The 17,583-nt window shown below is 47.8% G+C and carries 18 protein-coding genes; 12 read left to right on the top strand and 6 right to left on the bottom strand.

Annotated elements, in window-relative coordinates:
- Positions 1-18: 18 nt before the first annotated feature.
- Positions 19-1,401 carry a UTP--glucose-1-phosphate uridylyltransferase gene (locus tag LBQ00_01035; protein ID MDR2017461.1) on the bottom strand — a complete coding sequence of 461 codons (1,383 nt, stop codon included), beginning with the start codon at positions 1,399-1,401 and terminating at the stop codon, positions 19-21.
- 288 nt (positions 1,402-1,689) lie between these two features.
- Between LBQ00_01035 and LBQ00_01030 the strand changes: the two genes are divergently transcribed.
- The 11 genes from LBQ00_01030 to LBQ00_00980 all read left to right on the top strand — a co-directional run bounded on the left by LBQ00_01030 (position 1,690) and on the right by LBQ00_00980 (position 11,562).
- Positions 1,690-2,226, top strand: a complete 537-nt coding sequence (locus LBQ00_01030) for a hypothetical protein (protein ID MDR2017460.1) — start codon at positions 1,690-1,692, stop codon at positions 2,224-2,226.
- Positions 2,223-2,927, top strand: coding sequence for a 1-(5-phosphoribosyl)-5-[(5-phosphoribosylamino)methylideneamino] imidazole-4-carboxamide isomerase (locus LBQ00_01025; GenBank protein ID MDR2017459.1), 705 nt, complete (start codon positions 2,223-2,225; stop codon positions 2,925-2,927). The genes LBQ00_01030 and LBQ00_01025 overlap by 4 nt, the downstream gene beginning before the upstream one ends.
- Positions 2,921-3,676 carry an imidazole glycerol phosphate synthase subunit HisF gene (gene hisF, locus LBQ00_01020; protein ID MDR2017458.1) on the top strand — a complete coding sequence of 252 codons (756 nt, stop codon included), beginning with the start codon at positions 2,921-2,923 and terminating at the stop codon, positions 3,674-3,676. Before LBQ00_01025 ends, hisF begins: the two co-directional genes overlap by 7 nt.
- Before the next feature lie 28 nt (positions 3,677-3,704).
- On the top strand, positions 3,705-4,082 hold the full coding sequence (hisI, locus tag LBQ00_01015) for a phosphoribosyl-AMP cyclohydrolase (protein MDR2017457.1): 378 nt from the start codon (positions 3,705-3,707) through the stop codon (positions 4,080-4,082).
- Positions 4,051-4,515, top strand: coding sequence for a phosphatidylglycerophosphatase A (locus LBQ00_01010; protein MDR2017456.1), 465 nt, complete (start codon positions 4,051-4,053; stop codon positions 4,513-4,515). The genes hisI and LBQ00_01010 overlap by 32 nt, the downstream gene beginning before the upstream one ends.
- On the top strand, positions 4,512-4,991 hold the full coding sequence (locus LBQ00_01005) for a nicotinamide-nucleotide amidohydrolase family protein (GenBank protein MDR2017455.1): 480 nt from the start codon (positions 4,512-4,514) through the stop codon (positions 4,989-4,991). Before LBQ00_01010 ends, LBQ00_01005 begins: the two co-directional genes overlap by 4 nt.
- A complete protein-coding gene (gene thpR, locus LBQ00_01000; protein MDR2017454.1) occupies positions 4,988-5,539 on the top strand; it encodes an RNA 2',3'-cyclic phosphodiesterase in 552 nt (183 codons plus the stop codon). The genes LBQ00_01005 and thpR overlap by 4 nt, the downstream gene beginning before the upstream one ends.
- Complete coding sequence (recA, locus tag LBQ00_00995) at positions 5,536-6,552, top strand: recombinase RecA (GenBank protein MDR2017453.1); 1,017 nt, start codon at positions 5,536-5,538, stop codon at positions 6,550-6,552. Before thpR ends, recA begins: the two co-directional genes overlap by 4 nt.
- Complete coding sequence (gene alaS / locus LBQ00_00990; protein MDR2017452.1) at positions 6,549-9,173, top strand: alanine--tRNA ligase; 2,625 nt, start codon at positions 6,549-6,551, stop codon at positions 9,171-9,173. Before recA ends, alaS begins: the two co-directional genes overlap by 4 nt.
- 106 nt (positions 9,174-9,279) lie before the next feature.
- Positions 9,280-9,951 carry a Crp/Fnr family transcriptional regulator gene (locus tag LBQ00_00985; protein MDR2017451.1) on the top strand — a complete coding sequence of 224 codons (672 nt, stop codon included), beginning with the start codon at positions 9,280-9,282 and terminating at the stop codon, positions 9,949-9,951.
- 870 nt (positions 9,952-10,821) lie between these two features.
- Positions 10,822-11,562 (top strand): FKBP-type peptidyl-prolyl cis-trans isomerase, encoded by a 741-nt coding sequence (locus tag LBQ00_00980; GenBank protein MDR2017450.1) that lies wholly within the window; start codon positions 10,822-10,824, stop codon positions 11,560-11,562.
- 960 nt (positions 11,563-12,522) lie between these two features.
- Here LBQ00_00980 and LBQ00_00975 read toward each other — a convergent pair.
- The 3 genes from LBQ00_00975 to LBQ00_00965 all read right to left on the bottom strand — a co-directional run bounded on the left by LBQ00_00975 (position 12,523) and on the right by LBQ00_00965 (position 14,714).
- Complete coding sequence (locus LBQ00_00975) at positions 12,523-12,660, bottom strand: hypothetical protein (protein MDR2017449.1); 138 nt, start codon at positions 12,658-12,660, stop codon at positions 12,523-12,525.
- 492 nt (positions 12,661-13,152) lie between these two features.
- Entirely contained in the window at positions 13,153-13,962 is an 810-nt protein-coding gene (locus tag LBQ00_00970; GenBank protein ID MDR2017448.1) for an ABC transporter permease, read from the bottom strand.
- A gap of 5 nt (positions 13,963-13,967) precedes the next feature.
- Positions 13,968-14,714: an ABC transporter ATP-binding protein gene (locus LBQ00_00965; GenBank protein MDR2017447.1), complete on the bottom strand. Its 747-nt coding sequence runs from the start codon at positions 14,712-14,714 to the stop codon at positions 13,968-13,970.
- A gap of 251 nt (positions 14,715-14,965) precedes the next feature.
- On the opposite strand from LBQ00_00965, the gene LBQ00_00960 reads away from it, so the two are divergent.
- Positions 14,966-15,172 carry a hypothetical protein gene (locus tag LBQ00_00960; GenBank protein MDR2017446.1) on the top strand — a complete coding sequence of 69 codons (207 nt, stop codon included), beginning with the start codon at positions 14,966-14,968 and terminating at the stop codon, positions 15,170-15,172.
- A gap of 17 nt (positions 15,173-15,189) precedes the next feature.
- Here LBQ00_00960 and LBQ00_00955 read toward each other — a convergent pair whose 3' ends face one another.
- The gene (locus LBQ00_00955) at positions 15,190-15,339 is read right to left on the bottom strand and encodes a hypothetical protein (GenBank protein MDR2017445.1); all 150 of its coding nucleotides are present in this window, start codon (positions 15,337-15,339) and stop codon (positions 15,190-15,192) included.
- A gap of 642 nt (positions 15,340-15,981) precedes the next feature.
- Positions 15,982-17,532: a murein biosynthesis integral membrane protein MurJ gene (gene murJ / locus LBQ00_00950; protein ID MDR2017444.1), complete on the bottom strand. Its 1,551-nt coding sequence runs from the start codon at positions 17,530-17,532 to the stop codon at positions 15,982-15,984.
- Positions 17,533-17,583: the final 51 nt, after the last annotated feature.

Genomic DNA, 17,583 nt, shown 5'->3' with positions numbered 1-17,583 from the left:
ATATTTTTCGAATTCCTCTCAGTCTCCGAAATATGTGTCTCGAATGATGGAAATCGTCCTGCCGCTCAGCTTTTCTGCGAGTGTTTCACTGTCAACGGCAAACAGAGGACTGATCTCAACTAGGACCTCGGGCGCAATCTTTGCCCCTGTCTCTTCAAGCCATTTACGAAAGAGATTGCTCATCGCACTGCGGGCGGTAAGAGGAGAGTCGACGCCCTCGCGGTTCTTCACTGGGGAGAATTCTTCTTCGCGGATTACTTCCATACAGCATGTCTTCTGTGCCATAGGGATGGCGTCGAATACAAAAGTCTCGAACTTCCAACCGTCGATCTTCGTTGTTTTGCCATCATTTCCAAGACTATCGACAACTTTGCTCGCGCGGTGGCAGGGAAGATGAAAACCATGATGATTCAGGTGCTTTATGAAAGAGAGATTGAAGGCATGTATGGCTGTATTTCCTCCCCAGTAAAGAACTTCACCATTAGCATCGAGAAGAGACATATGTGTCCCCCCCAAATCGCTGTATTCCAAAATCCTTTCTTTGCCGTCTAAGGTGACGTAGACCCCTACCTTCTCTTCAATGTTTGTTCGTCTTACCACTTTGGTGCTCATCTCGGCATCAGCCATACGGTGGTACCCCAAAAAGACCGGGTCGGCCATTTTCACGAGAGGATTGTCAACCTGGCAGTAAAAAAGGTCTGTATAACCCGTCGAAAGGAGTAAGTCAAGGAGGCCTGAATCGTGGATTGCCTTCAAAGAGCCTCCATGCCCGTCGGGGTTTGCGAAAAGGTGGGTCTCGTCTTTAAGAATCAGCTGTCCTGATGGAGTCATGGTGGGCAGCATTCCCTGTTGAAAAAAATGGACATTATGGGGATCAAGATCGAAATGTCGGAACGATTCGAAATATCTCTGTGTCTCCCGATGATTCTCTCTGCTTGTCATTATTAGGAGAGGAATCGTCGCCCCGTAACGGATCGACATGGCTTTCAAGGCTTCCGCAAAAAGATGGAACGGTGATTTATTTCTGACGGGTGAGATGGGAAAGGCGCCTTTAGGTCCTTCAAAGCCAAGCCTCGATCCTTGGCCTCCGGCTACAATCAACGCTGCCACCTTGTCTTCCTTGAGCATCGCCTCTCCGAGGCGATGCGCTTCGCGTCTTTGCGCCTCCTGCTCAACTGTTTTCGGCACGGCCACGATAGGGGCCGACCCGATAGCGCCTATAGAGGAAGCTCCTTTCTGATCCTTGAATTCATTATAAAGGGCAAACACCAGATCGAAATCAAGTTCCTTTGTCTCCCCGAGGAAGATACGTTTTTTTTCTGAGGGAAGGGAGCGATAATGGTTAAGGATATGGAACTGGCTATGTTTTGTGAGAATTTGAATTAATCCTTCTTCTGTCATTACAATATCTGTTTACCTTAACGATTTAGTTGTTATGAAGGCTTCTTTGTTTAACCTTAAATATTTTTACCACGTTTAAGATAATTTTTAAAGAAAACCGAACCTCAGCAAGAGTGGGCTTTTGTCCTCTTTGGAACGGAAGTGCCGGATGACTCCATAAAGTTGGTATGTGCGTTCAGATGTAACGCCCTGCTGTTCTTTTTTCCGCTTTTAGTCTTTTCTTTAGGGTTATTTTCTTATACAATTATAACAGTAGTGCAAGAAAAGCCCGGTCCAAAAGGAGTGAAAATGCGTCTATTTATATGCGTGTTTCTGGCTGCGTGGGGCATTATGGTGCCATTCTCGAACAGGTGCGGGGCCGTAGGAGACATTGGGATAGAGATGGAGAGGCCCTCCGTTGAGGCTGAAAAGATCAAGCGGTGTCCATACTGCGGCAAGATTATCAATATAGGCAGGATTCACGGCGATGCGGAGCCTACTGTGAAGAACCGGCTTGAGGGGGTGTTGGTTGACAGGGGTATAGGGTATGTTGAAGGGAAGAGAAGGATGCAGCATATTAATGTCTTTATCTATCGTTACGAGGAACGGCAGGGTGGCAGCTATGCGGTTGAGAAGCCGGCGAGCATAGGATTTCACGTACACCTAATGAACAAAGGCATGCTTAGACGGTTTTTTATCTGTGAAGAGAAGCAGCAGGCTCTTATGGATGATCTATTCAATATAGGAAAGTTTATGCGACGAGGAGGGAAATGGGTTACTGCTGAAAGATTGTCCAATGACTGCATAAATAGGGAGATAGGCAGTCTCTTGGAGGGAGTAAGATGAAAGCGCTGTTTGCCATGGACCTTATGGGGGGCAAGACTGTCCGCCTAATGAAGGGCGATTTCTCAAAAGTGACCGTATACAGTAATGATCCTGTTTCGAAGATTGAAGAAATGATGAAAAGAGGCGCTAAGGATTTTCACATAATAGATCTGGACGGGGCTAGGACCGGAATTCCCGCGCACCGCGACATCATAAAAGCGATAGGAGAGAAGGTGACGGGTTATCTTGAAGTTGGAGGCGGTATACGTACCCGGGAAGATATAGAGTATTATACCCAGGCGGGAGCAAGCGGGGTGATAGTAGGCACCCAGGCCCTCCTTGACGAAATCTTCTTTGAAAGTCTTTCGGAATTCAAAAATATTGTCCTCGGACTTGATCTTCTCGATGGGAAACCCATGGTGAAGGGTTGGAAAGCGGTTGCCGAGAGGGACATAAAAGAGATCCTTCGGGCGGCAGAGCGCATTGGGGTTATGGCGATTCTGTGTACAAGCGTGGCAAGGGATGGAATGCTCTCGGGGCCTGACTATGAGGGACTTAAAGGGATGATGGAAATGACCGGGATACCGGTGATCGCGAGCGGCGGAGTAACCGCCATAGAAGATGTGAAAAAACTTAAAAATATGGGGGCCTGGGCAACGATTCTTGGTAAGGCTGTCTATGAAGGGCTGATCCGTATAGAGGAGGTGGCAGGAATATGCTGACCAAAAGGATAATGCCTTGCCTTGATGTGATGGAAGGCAGGGTGGTTAAAGGGATTAATTTTTTAGGGCTGAGAGATGCGGGAGATCCGGTCACCAATGCAAAGATCTATGAAGAGCAGATGGCGGACGAGCTTTGCTTTCTCGACATTACAGCCTCCCATGAAAAGAGGAAGACCATTATCGAGGTCGTGGAGAAAGTAGCACGTGAAGTCTTCATGCCCTTCACGGTAGGAGGAGGCATAAAAAAGATAGAAGATATCAGGGAGATACTGCTTGCGGGAGCCGATAAAGTGACGATCAATACCGCTGCGGTCGAATCGTCTGATTTCATACGGGAAGCGAGTGAGATATTCGGCAGCCAGTGTATATGTGTTGCTATTGATGCTAAAAGGAATGGCAACAATTTTGAAGTCTACACCTATGGCGGTCGGAGACCGACTGGGATAGACGCCATAGAGTGGGCGGTGCGCATGGAAAAGCTCGGTGCCGGAGAGATATTGCTCACCAGTATGGATAGGGATGGCACAAAAAAAGGTTTTGACATACAACTTACAAAGGCAGTTTCGGAGGCGACCAATATACCTGTGATTGCGTCAGGCGGTGTTGGCACTCTGGAGCATCTCTATGAGGGGTTTGTCGATGGAAAAGCCGATGCGGTACTTGCCGCGTCCATATTCCATTACAAAGAGTTCACGGTTATGGATGCTAAGCGATACTTAAAAGAAAAAGGGGTAAACGTGAGGCTTTAGCAGATGCTGAGGCTGAAATGGGTGGAATATGTCGGAAAATATAAAATGGGATGAAAGAGGTTTGATCCCTGCTGTCGTTCAGGACAGGCAGACGAAAGACGTGATGATGGTCGCCTATATGAACCAAGAGGCATTCGACCTCACGCTGAAGACTGGCAAGGCCCACTATTATTCGCGGTCGAGGAAACGGATCTGGCTGAAAGGCGAGAGCTCGGGCCATACGCAGGAAGTTAAGGCAATATACGTGGATTGCGACAATGATACCCTTTTGCTTACCGTTGATCAGAAAACGGCGGCCTGCCACACCGGCTTCTGGAGCTGTTTTTACAGGGTCTGGGATGAAGGCTGGAAGATAGTGGGCAAGAAGATATTCGATGACAAGAAGGTCTATGGGGATAAAACATAAAATTCTCCTCTTTTTTGTGACCTGTGGATTTATCGGATATCTGCCTCGAGCACCCGGTACATTCGCATCCCTCTTTGGAGCAGCTCTTTTGTATGTCTTTCCTTTTTCGTCCCTGTCAGGCAACATTATTTTCGTGGTATCCTTTATTTTCGTTTCCATTGTCTCTATTAACTGGCTAAAATCTGAGGCGAAGGATCCTGGTTACATAGTCATCGACGAGCTGGCGGGTATGTGCGTAACAATGGCCGGTCATAAGCCGACAATCCTGAACGTCGTAGCGGGCTTCGTTTTTTTTCGGATTTTTGATATAGTGAAACCTTTTCCGATAAGTAAGGCAGAGTCGCTGAAGGAGGGCTACGGAGTAATGGCTGATGATGTCATCGCCGGTATCTTTGCGAATCTTGCTCTTGTGGCGGTGGGGAGAATAACATGACTGTGGAAGAGATAGTGGGGAGTCTGCTCAGGGAAAAAGGTATGACGATCGCTTTGGCTGAATCGTGTACGGGAGGTTTGACTGCGAAGAGAGTTACCGATGTGGCAGGCGCATCGGATTATTTCGGGATGGGTTTTGTGACCTACGGCAACATAGCCAAGGAGCGTTTTCTCGCCGTTCCGGAGAACATGCTTGCAACCAGGGGAGCCGTAAGTCGGGAGGTCGCCGGCGCGATGGCGGAAGGGGTGAGAATTGCAGCCGGGGCTGACATTGGTGTTTCTATAACGGGCATTGCCGGGCCGGGAGGAGGCTCACCCGCTAAACCTGTCGGTACCGTGTATATCGGCGTCTCAATGAAAGACGGACTTGTTGTCAGGAAATATCTTTTTCACGGCGACAGGGCGGCGATAAGAGAGGCTACCTCCGAGGAGGCTTTGACGCTGACTTTTAGGTGTTTGAACGGGGAAATCGTGTGAGAGCGTTCCTGGCGCTGGAGCTTCCTTTGGACATAAAGGCTTATCTTCAGACCGTGATCGCCGGTATGGCGGCGAGAATAAAGGATGTGCGGTGGGTAAGAGAGGAAGGATTCCATATTACCCTCAAGTTCCTTGGTGAGATTGAGAAGGATACCGCATGGCGTATTAAAGACATGATCCCCATGATCGGAACTAAGTATGCTCCGCTTCCGGCATCGATAAAGAGTATCGACGCCTTTCCGAGCCGGAGGAGGGCGAAGGTCGTGGTTGTTAAACTCAGGGATGGAATTGAAAAGATAAGGAGTATCTTTGATGATGTAGAGAAGGGGCTTCTGAAGCTTAATATAGAGCCGGAGGAGAGGGAATATACACCTCACATCACTCTTGGAAGAGTGAAGAGACCTCAGCCTCTGCTGGAAAAGAATACCTTCCCGCTAGAGGAGAAACGATTCGTTTTGGACAAATTAGTTTTGTTCCAGAGTATACTTACAAAAGAAGGAGCTCAATATACTCCTCAAGGGGATATAAAATTGGGAGGTCAAGAGTGAAGGAAGAGGGGAGAGAGGGAAACAGAACAAAGGCTATCGACATGGCTGTGACACAGATCGAAAAGCTCTTCGGCAAAGGCTCGATCATGAAGCTCGGCGAGAAACCCATTGAGGCTATTCCAGTGGTGTCCACGGGGTCGATCGCTCTCGATATGGCCCTGGGCGTCGGTGGACTGCCGAGAGGCCGGGTAGTGGAGATTTTTGGTCCAGAGGCATCTGGCAAGACGACCCTGGCCCTGGAGGTTGTGAGTGAGATTCAAAAGACCGGTGGATCTGCGGCATTCATTGATGCCGAACATGCGCTGGACGTGTCCTATGCGAAGAAGATAGGGGTCAACATTGACGACCTTCTCATATCTCAACCTGATACGGGCGAGCAGGCCCTTGAGATTACGGAGATACTGGTGAGAAGCGGAGCCGTCGACATTATCGTTGTGGATTCCGTCGCTGCCCTTGTGCCAAAGGCCGAGATTGAGGGTGAGATGGGGGATGCTCATATGGGCCTGCAGGCGCGGCTTATGTCTCAAGCCTTGAGAAAACTCACGGCTACCATAAGTAAGTCGATGACTACAGTAATATTCATCAATCAGATAAGACAGAAGATAGGGGTGATGTTTGGAAACCCCGAGACAACGACAGGAGGGAATGCACTCAAATTTTATTCCTCTGTCAGGCTTGACATAAGAAGGATTGCTGCTATTAAAGACGGTCAGGAAATTGTGGGAAGCAGGACCAGGGTTAAAATAGTGAAGAATAAGGTGGCCCCGCCGTTCAGGGAAGTGGAGTTTGATATAATATTCGGCCATGGAATATCAAGAGAGGGTGACCTTGTTGACCTAGGGGTCGAGATGGGCATCATGGAGAAAATGGGGGCTTGGTATTCCTACGGTGAAACGAGGATAGGCCAGGGAAGGGAAAATGCAAAGGAATTTCTCAAGAAACACGAGGAGATTGCTGGAGAAATCGAAAGCAAAATATTTGCACATTATCAACTAAAGAAGGACGAACAGTGAATTCTAACGAAATAAGAAAGAAGTTTTTAGATTACTTTGCAGGAAACGGCCACACACTGGTGCCGAGCGCTTCGTTGGTGCCGGAGAAGGACCCGACGCTCCTTTTTGTCAATGCCGGGATGGTCCAGTTCAAAAACCTGTTTCTGGGCATCGAGAAGCGTGACTACTTCAGGGCGACGTCATGCCAGAAATGCGTGAGGGCTGGAGGCAAACATAATGACCTGGACAATATAGGCAAGACGCTCCGTCACCATACGTTTTTTGAAATGCTCGGCAACTTTTCTTTCGGAGACTATTTCAAGAAAGACGCTATCTGGTACGCATGGGAGTTTCTGACCCGGGAACTCGGGCTTGACGAGGAGAAACTATGGGTCACCGTATATAAAGAAGATGACGAAGCCGCCGCTATCTGGAAGTCCATAGGGGTGAGGCCCGAACGGATCGTCAGGCTCGGAGAGAAAGATAATTTCTGGTCCATGGGTGACGAAGGGCCTTGTGGTCCCTGCTCGGAGATTATATATGATTTGGGGGATGCGGTGGGGTGCAGACGGCCTGAATGCAGAGTCGGCTGTGATTGCGACAGGTATCTGGAGATCTGGAACCTCGTATTTATGGAATTTGAGCGGACGAAAAATAGGGAGATGGAAAGACTACCACAACCGTCTATTGATACAGGGATGGGTTTCGAAAGAATCACTTCAGTCCTCCAGGGAAAGATAGGAAATTATGAGACGGACCTCTTTTCACCACTCATAAAGCGGCTGGAGGATATGTGCCGTAGTGTATATGGGGAAAATGAGAGAACCGATGTTGCAATGAGAGTGATCGCCGATCACGCCCGAGGCGCCGCATTCATCATAAACGACGGCGTGTTACCCGGAAAGGACGGCAGGGCCTATGTACTGAGGAGGATTATAAGGAGGGCCCTGAGATATGGCAAGAAGATCGGTATTGAGAGGGAATTCCTCCACGACCTGTCGAGTACGGTTGTGGACATCATGGATGTATATCCTGACATAAGAAATAACCACCCGTATATAGCCCGTATCATAAAGGGGGAAGAGGAGCGTTTTATGGAGACGCTCAACGTAGGCATGAAAGTCTATGAAGAAATTGCCTACGAGGTAAAGAAGAAAGGAGACCGTGTTATACTAGGGGAACTTGTCTATAAGCTCTATGATACTTACGGTTTTCCCCTTGATATTACCACTGAGATGGCAGAAGAAGACGGTTTTATCCTTGATATAAAAGGATTTGAAACAGCCCTTGAAGGACAGAAGGCGAGATCAAGAATCGGCTCCAAACTGAAGGGTGAGATGTTGGGTGAAGGCCAAATTTCGGTTCTCAAGGAAGGTATTACCAGCGAATTTCTCGGTTATCGCCAGCTTTACGTCGAAGGCGCGACCGTGCTAAGTCTGTTGAGGGACGAACAACCCGTGCCGGAGATGAGGGTGGGCGAGACAGGAGAAGTCTATTTCGACAAAACTCCGTTTTACGCGGAGAGCGGCGGACAGGTTGAAGATGAGGGTACGATCGTCTGGCCGGGAGGGAATGCGAAAGTGCTGGCCGTAAAAAAAGTCAAGTCTGATCTTTTCTCCCATGTGCTGGCCGTCGAGGAAGGCGTTCTGAAAAGAGGGCAAAAGGCAAACCTGGCTGTCGATAAGGACAAGCGGTTATCGGTTGCGAGAAACCATACTGCCACACATCTTCTGCAATATGCACTAAGAAAAGTATTAGGCGATCATGTTAAACAGTCGGGCTCCCTCGTCGAGAAGGACAGGTTGAGGTTTGATTTCAGCCATTTCAAGGGTCTCGACACACTGGAATTGGCCAAAGTGGAAGATATTGTAAATGAGAAAATAATGGCGTGCAACGACGTTACCATTGAGGTGAAGAATCGGGATGAAGCAATAAAGGAAGGAGCCACCGCCTTGTTTGAAGAAAAGTATGGCGAAACGGTCAGGGTGGTTAAGATAGGGGATTTTAGCGTCGAGTTGTGCGGTGGTACCCATGTGAGAAATACGGGAGAAATAGGCAGTCTCTATGTGATGAGCGAGAGTTCTCTGGCTTCTGGAGTGAGAAGGATTGAAGCAACTACAGGAAAAGGAGCGCTTCTTCACAAGAAGAAACTGGACGGATTGATCAGATCGGTCTCCAAGGCTTGCAACATAGAGGCAGAACGGATTTCAGAGAAAATTGAATCCCTTGTCTCTGATTTGGAAAAACAGGAGAAGGAGATCGAAAGGCTGAAGCAGGAGATAGTTCTCTCTAAAGTGGACGAAGCTATCAGTACGGCGTATGATAAAGACGGTGTAAAGATCATATCAATGTTTATTCCCAACGGTAAGGTTGAGGAGTTGAGAAAAGTCACAGATATTATCAGGGATAAAGCAAAAAGTTGTGTAGTTCTGGTGGGATCGAAGGAGGACAGTAAAGGCACGCTCGTCGTCGCTGTGAGCCGTGATTTGCAGTCCACTTATCATGCAGGTAAAATTGTCAAGAAAATTGCAGAGAAGTATGAGGGAAAGGGCGGCGGCGGTCCCCAGGTGGCACAGGGCGGCATCCCGGGCAACCGGGTTGAAGAAGTCATAAGCGGCGCCGGGAAAATCGTCGGCGATTGACCGGGCGATAAGGCGGCTCCCGCAGACCGGCTAAAAGGGGACGGTGCGGGACATTGCGAATGGCATATAAAGAAGCGATATTCTCAAACCGGGCAAAGGGAACCATATGAAAGAGCATCTGGAGGAATGGATAAGGGATGTAAGCTTTTTCTCCGTACTGTCCAACAATGAGATGAATGTTCTTTTGAAGATAGCAAAAATAAGGAAGTTCGCCAAAGGGTTCGTAATATTCGGGGAGGGTGACGCGCGGGCAGCGTTGCATATGGTATTGAAAGGCAAAGTAAAGATATCCCTCTATGACGAAGAAGGAAAGGAATATGTGCTGGATGTTATCGGGACCGGCGGGTTTTTCGGCGAACTCTCCATGTTTGACGAGTTGACCGGCTTCGCCAACGTCGTCACTATGGAGGAGACCGAATGTGTGGTAATACAAAGGAAGGACTTCATGAGCCTCCTTATGGACAATCCCATGTTCACGATGAGTGTGCTCAAGACCCTTGCGAGCAAGTTGCGGGCAGCGAACGAGCAGATAAAAGGGCTTGCTTTCCTGAATGTGGAGAACAGAATCCTGAAGTACCTTTCAGAAATAGGAGAGAAGTCCGGAATGAAGATCAAGGACAGGGTGGTTATTGAGTGCGGGCCTACCCAAGTGGAGATTTCGAATTCATGCGGCTGCTCCAGAGAAACAGTGTCCAGAACGATAAAAAGTCTTGCGAAAAAAGGCAAGATAAGCGTAGCCAAGAGACGTTATATCCTTCGTTCCGCATACAAGTTGTGACAACAAGTCTTCTTCTTGGCTATCAAATGGCGTTCTCCGGGAGTGTGGTAGTGATCAACAAGGAATCGTCAAAGATATTTATGAGGATATTGGAAGGAAAGAGATGAAGATGAAAAATGGAGATCTGAACGTACAATTGGAACAATTAAGAATCAGAGATGAGAATATTGTATGAAGTAGCTCAGAATATGAGCAGCAACTTGGATCTCCATAGAACTTCTGGTGAAAATAGTCGCTATAGTGTGAATACCATAAGTAGTCGATTCTCGCTTAATATATCTTTACGACAGACAGAACGACAAGTTCATCCTCACGGCGTCCGACTGCAGGAATCACGAAATGGTCGCAGGGTAAAACTGAGGATCGGAGATAGGGTCCCCGTTGAGCCATAAAAGAGAAAAGCCGTTTTCCCTTGAGTCAGAAACGCATACAGATCAAAAGTTAAAAACCTTGCCTCGTTGGAAGATGAGCAGTATGAGGCGCTTCTTCTGTGCCGTTCTTCTAAAACTCCAAGCGTATTATCTAACTTGTCGTTTTCTGTCGCAACAGGTGTTTATGTGCGCCTTAACATCAATGCTGCAAAGGGGATACTATAGCTAACGCATTTGAAAGAGGTCCAATCATCCTTATTCACCGGAACTAAACTTGATTGAACGTTTCTGGATCTGGCTCAAATCTCGGATACGTAGTATCTTACATCTATTAGATTCATTTGACGATGCTCTTGCAGACTGTTTTGTTTTAAAGTGCGGTGGCTATAGGATAGATGCCAGGGGATAGGAGAGAAAGGGATGGATCGGATTGATCATTGCCGCAGGCTCCTATAGAATATTAAAGGCGATCAGGACGATTGCTATTTTTGGAGGAAGCATGAAAGTCAGGATATTGGTCTGCATTATCACGTTATCCCTCGCGGTTCCGGTTTGGGCCGAGGAGCGTGAACCTTTGAAGGACAAGAGAGACAGGGTAAGTTATACAATCGGTGTGGATATTGGCCGTTTACTGAAAAAAGAGTTGGTTGACGTAAACCTCGACGTGTTTAAAGAGGCTGTGAAAGATGTGCTTTCAGGGGCAAAGTTGGCGCTTACCGAAGACGAAATTGCCGAGATCAGGTCTGTGGTCGGAAAAGATATTGGCTCCGAGAAGGAGAAGAACAGACAAGCGTTGGCGGAGCAAAACAAAGCAGAAGAGGAGAAGTTTCTTGCTGCCAATAAAAATAAGGAAGGCATTGTGACTCTTCCCAGCGGCCTGCAATACAAGGTAATCAATACAGGCGCCGGCCAGACACCGAAAGAAGATGATCTCGTATCGGTTCACTATCGCGTTTCTCTGCTCGACGGAACCGAAATTGAGAGCTCTTACGCCAAAAATGCGCCAGCAACTTTCGATCTGGAAAATGTAATACAAGGATGGAGGGAAGGGGCTCAATTGATGCAAACCGGCTCAAAGTGGCGGTTTTTCATTCCATCAAACCTTGCCTACGGAGAAGACGGGGTAGGAGAGTTTCTCGGCCCAAATATCATGTTGATCTTTGACCTTGAACTCCTCAAAATACTGGATAAATCCAAAGAAAATCCCGCTGAAGAGTCTCAAGAGAAGGGAGCGGAGTAATCTCCCGAAGGAGAGTTCAGTAAAATCTGACGGGTTTTTGCATCACACAAACCGGGAAGAGATTAATTCCGTACGTTCCCGCGAGAGGATGCATCTTGATCGCGCAATGTGTCGGTGCACCGTGGACTGCTGGGAAATGCTGACTGATGCGCCGTCTCTTTTATCGGTTTTTTTGAATACTTCCCGAAGAGTTGCAAGACTTTGTCGATGTCCTGTTTGTTTGCCTTATACCTCGGACCCCATGGGTCCTATTGGTCATGTTTTCTCCACAAGGTATCCACGAAGCTGCCACATATTTCAATTTTAATCTCTACGGGTCTAATTCCCCCTGCCCCTTGGGGCGGTTTGCCCAATAGTCAGTCATAAACCCCGGGATACCCCGCCGCTTGCGGCGGGGAGGTTCATTTTCGTTTCTCAGGTGTTTTTGTGCGGACGCTTCATCAATACTTTCCGAGATACGCACCGTGTTCAGCATGGGAAGGCAGCAAGCCTCAGCCATAAGCATTTTGAGGCCGAATTATTCTAGCCATTTTGCCAGAAGCAGGTGGTCTTTCCGATGACGAAGGAAGACTTTCTCCGAATCTTCCTAGGATAAGATAAAGTGCCCGGCACAACGCATAGGGCATATTAGGGTAGTATTTGGTTACTTTAATTTTGTCCTCAATAGCAATAGCCGATGCTCATTGAGGGGTTAAAATACTTGCTTTGGCGCCTTCGTCTTGCACAAATTGACGGCGGTGACCGCCTACGGGGATTCCAGTATATCGACATGAGTACCGAGTCTTTCAATCACATCCTACATTTTCGTCCAGAATGCTCCGCTAAGTAGAATCAAGGTCCTGTTGTCTCGCTCCACCCGATCTACAAAGGTTGTCTCCATGCCGGAGAACCGGTTCCCGATATGAGTATCGTAAGATTGTTTCTTGTATTCATAATCATGCGGAACATTTCCTTAAATTTTTAGACGATGGCCAGAAAATGAGAATCAAGATGGTCCAGGATCTTTTTACGGAGGATGGAGTAAACTTCTGGCACCACATACGACGAACCGGGCCTCATGAGCAAGATTTCTTCGATATTTTCGAGCAGATTCTTCATGGTGACCGTTCCTCCATGTTTTGACTGTGTTTGGAGATCACATGAATATGAATTCCCAATATGTTATGCACTGCACAAATATTCAAGCACATTTCCAGAGATCTCTGGGCGGTGGTCCGGTCTACGCAGCAAGGAAAGCCGGTGCAACTTCCTTTACTCTCGTAAATAGTGAGGGGATGTGTATGTCGTAATTTCTGGAGCCAACGAATAGCCCTTCTTCTGTTTGACTTTATCTGTAAATAGGTAGGCTGTCTCAATCATATTTGCTTCGAAGCCGATGATATTTATGCAAGTTGTCAGGCATGGGTTCCATGTTACCGTCTCTGTGGAAGATTGTGCTACCTATGACGAAAACCTGAAATAGCAATACTCAAGGCACCACAAAGTCGCTTTCCTTCTTCTAAGAATAGAGCATCCTTATCGAACTTATACAGAAAGGGTTCCGAAAGGCGGTTAACGCAACCGCGGTCTGGAATGTAGAAAGAAGGCGCATCAAAGCGCTTCCGCGTTGAACCGGGAAATGTTCCCGTTTTGCAGGTTTTTCCGGTAGATGCGGATGAAAAATAGGGATGATAGGAGAAGATAGCCAATGGAGAGTGTGGAGCCGACCAGGAGATCCGATACGAGGCTCTCCGGGAAGCCTCCACTCGTGAGAATACTCCGGATGCTTTCAAAAACGTATGATGCAGGGACAAGCCTGGCGAAGACTCTTAAGGCATACGGTAATGTGGAGACGGGATAGTAAACCCCTGCAAAGAGGGAGAGTACTATAGGGATGGGCCAGCCGATCCACTCGGCAGATGGCCCCAGTCTGAAAATAATGGCCGAGACAAAGATTCCCATGGCGATTCCGAAAATCAGGAGGATGATCATGAACGGTAAAAGGAGTGCCCCCAACTTGAAGATGTTGTAGCCGAAAGCCACTCCTGCGATGGCGGCTATAGCGAGAAAACCTGCAATGCCGTTTGTTATGCTTGTCAACACCAGTCCGCTTAGATACTCTCTGATTTTCAGGGGTGAGGCAAAAAAGTTGATGAAGTTTTGAGCCCAAATGTCCTCAAGAAATGCCATAAATATTCCCTGTTGAATACGACTCATGAATCCCCACAGGAGGATAGCCCCCAGGATCACCGTGATGAAGTTAAAGATTGCCGTCCCGAAAGTACCGAGATATCTGCTGATAAAACCCCATTGGATGATGTCGATGACCAGCCAGAGGAAAATGCCCACCAGTCTCGTAGGATTGCTTTTGAGCAAGAACAACTGGCGGACAAAAACGGCGCAAACTCTTGACAGGCTCATAAACGTTATTCCTTGAGGCGGAGCGGTTCCCTGGCTGCCGCTATGAACAGTTCTTCCAGGTCTTTCTTTCCATGCTGTGCCGGAAGCAACCGCGGGTTGCCGGAGAGGAGTATTCTGCCCTTGGATAGGAACATGACCCTGTTGCAGACCTCCTCTATCTCGTTCATATTGTGCGAAGTCCAGAGTATTCCGGCGCCGGAGTCTGTCGCATGCTTCTTTATTCTTTCGCGAATGAGCTTTGACATGTTAGGGTCCAGCGAGGCGGTTGGCTCGTCGAGAAGAAGAAGACGTGGTTGGTTGAGCACGGCTTTGGCGAGGTTAAGGCGGCTCAACTCTCCGGACGAGAGTAATCCGGCTCTGACTCCGGCCAGACTTTCCAGATCAAATTCCCGAAGAAGTTTTTTTATCTGTTCCTTGAGATTCCCTACTTCATAGAGCAGGCCGAACACATACAGATTCTGTCGTACGGTGAGATTAGCAGGCATATGGGCATAAATTGCGGCGAAGTTTATGTTTCTGGTGACCTCGGATCTGAATTTCTTCAGGTCTTTGCCCAGTATTTCAATGGTACCGGCCGTCGGTCGCAGAATGCCCAGGACCATGTTGATGGTAGTAGTCTTTCCCGCACCGTTCGGACCCAGAAGGCCCACTATCTCGCCTGGTCCTATTGAAAAAGAGATATGATCGACGACTCTTGCCGAATCATACTCCTTTGTCAAGTCCGTAATTCTCAAAATAGTTCCATCAGCCATGAATACCTGCCATTTCTACGTATAAAAACTACATAAGAACTGTAGAAAAAGCAAAACTTAAAACGAGAAAGCACATATGGGTTAGAGCCGGGCGCATTGTCTATGCGGATGGGAACGTCTGCCTGTAATACACGAAAAGGACGGAAGAGACTGGAACGTATGCGTTCAGTGTAGTACAATATAGGGTCAACGAAATCATCGGCCTGATTGGAACGTCTCGCAAAATAGCCGACAATGAGGAGAGTATAAAAATGGGTATCAGAGAGAGGCTGTACCGGATGATGATGGATGCCCTGACTGTATGGCGCGCAACCGGCGGAAACCGACCTTTTACGAGAAGAAGTATGACCGATGGCGAACTGTTTAAAGAGTACAAAAAGTCCCAGGACGATGGGCGCGACAATGCAAGCGCTGCAGTTACAGATAAATCTCCCGAAAAGAAACGACGCCATGATTGAACGTCAGTTTCTTGTACTTACGCTGTGGTTATATTCGTGTTCTTAAATGCCGGACACAAGGTGGTCAGTTCCTTCGGTGGTTTTGCCCCGGCTTCATCCTTCTGTATTTCGACCGCAAACCTGTCGTAAGCATTGCATGAAAGTTTCTTATTGTGTACTTCTTCCATAACCTTTCCTCTTTTCGCGAGTTTTGTTGGTCTAAGCCGAAGCTTCCCCGGTGTGACACTGGAGAAGGTTTTTCACGATCAGTATCCCCGAACAATTCTATCTTGACCCGTTTCGACGCGATGTTTATGTCGGTTAGCGTTCGTTCCATTGTTTCCGTCATGCTTGGAACGATATAGTATACCGTCACGCCCTCGTTCCTGCAGGAGTGCTTATGTATATCTGGTAAGCCAATCCCATTTTGAACCGTCTGCACCAGGGTCGTGGCTATGGCCACAGTAATGCCGGAATTCCTTACGATTATAGCCTATCAGTCTATCAAAATGCGGGATCTCTCATGAGTTCTGTTGGAATACAAATAGGGCAAAGTATGGTCGGTACGGACTTCTGTCGCGTAACGCACCATGAAGCGAAAAGGAGCTATTCTTATTCTGCCCTTGAGAAAGGCCAAGGGAGCAAGACGTACCCTCTGGAAGTATCAAGCTGCCTGTGGTTCTCAAGAGTAGTAACGGATCCATGAGCTGCCCCTGCCATGGCCTGCTTCATCGCATTGTCACTCAACCTTGTCGGAAGATCTCTCTTCGGATGCCTTTCGACGATTTCGAGATGAAAGGTATTTGTAGGGCCGGAGCGGGCGTGTGGACTCACTGGGTTCCTGCGGGACGCAACTTTCTGCGCAATTCTCTGCCGTAATATTTCCTGAAAAAGATACCGTAGACGATTGCGGTGAGAACAAAGCCGCTCACAAGGGAGAGGTACTGACTCCCGTGGAGTATTTTCTTGACGGCGATTAGAAGAGGGAACAGGATAAGGCCGGCAAGAAGTGATTCTGCGGCTTTTTGCAGCGCGGAGCGGTTTGGTGCATACCCTGTTTTTTTCTTCAGGAGAAGATAAAGGAACAGAAAATTATAGAGAGAGACTATTGAGGTGGCGAGCGAGATGCCCAAATTCGCGAGGGGTATCATGAGCCCATATGCGAGAAACGCGTTGAGAACAATAGACGATAAGCCCACCAGAGCGGGAGTCTTCATGTCGTGCAATGCGTTAAACACTCTGACGAAGGAGATAGAAAGAGCATAGAATATCAAACCGGAGCCATACCCTATGAGCGCTTTACTCGTAAGGGCGGTATCTCTTGCCGTAAAGGCGCCCCTCTCATAGAGAACCTTGATACATGTATCCCCGAGTGCACATAGAAATATAGTGGAAGGAACAAGGGTTATAAAAAGAAGAATAATGGAACTGTCAATATGAGAGAATATCTCGGGCCATTTTCGGTCGTGAAAGAGACGGGATATCTTGGAAAACATGACAGTGTAAATAGGAACGCCAAAGAGGCTGAAAGGGAGTATGAATATCCGGAACGCATAAGAGAGGGAAGCAACCTCCCCGTGGGGAAGGTACGATGCGATAATCCTTCCTATGAAACTGTTTACCGGTACTATGGATGTGGCAATGAGGGCGCCGGTGAACAGGCGTTTTGCCTCCATGACGGACGGATGACGGAGAGAAAGGACGGGCCTGTATCGCATGTGAAGCTTACGTATGTAGGGGAACTGTACGATAATCTGAAGCATTGATCCCACGGTTGCTCCTACTGCAAGGCTGTATATGTGTATCTTGTGGCTTAACGTTAAGGCGGAAACGATGAACGCGATATTCCACAGCACTCCGGAAATTTCCGGAGCCGCAAAATGGTCTTTTGCATTGAGAAAGGCCTTCATAATTGAGAGCATTGTGTGGAAGGTGATCACCGGTATCATAATGATAAAAAGATACTGTGTGACGCTCTTCGCGCTGGGCGCAAATCCTGGCGCAATGAGGCTTACGATGCCTCCGCTGAACAGCAGAAAAATAAGGGAGACGAAAAGGGTTATTATTATGGAAAGGTTAATAAACGTGGAATAGATCTCCGAATATTCCTCATCATTTTTCATATATTTTGTGCACACAGGAACAAGAAACGCACTCGTTGCCCCGGAGAAAAAAAGCGTCTGGATAAGCTCCGGGAAATTGAACGCCACGATAAATGCATCCACAAGAAGAGTTGCGCCGAACAGGTATGCCTGGATTGCCTCCCTGACATAGCCGATAGGCCTGCTTATCATGGTGATTACCGTAATTATCGAACCTTTTCTTACAATATCCGCGAGAGGGCTTGCAGAAGTTTTCTTGTCAGAGAATTTCTGTTCCAATATATTTTCCCTTCACTGTCCTGTGCAGTTTGTTCAATGCTTTCTGCTTGA

Source organism: Syntrophobacterales bacterium, assembly GCA_031274925.1.
GTDB lineage: Bacteria > Desulfobacterota > Syntrophorhabdia > Syntrophorhabdales > Syntrophorhabdaceae > PNOM01.
The sequence above is the reverse complement of the archived record's forward strand: the minus strand, read 5'-3'. Positions and strand labels throughout refer to the sequence as shown.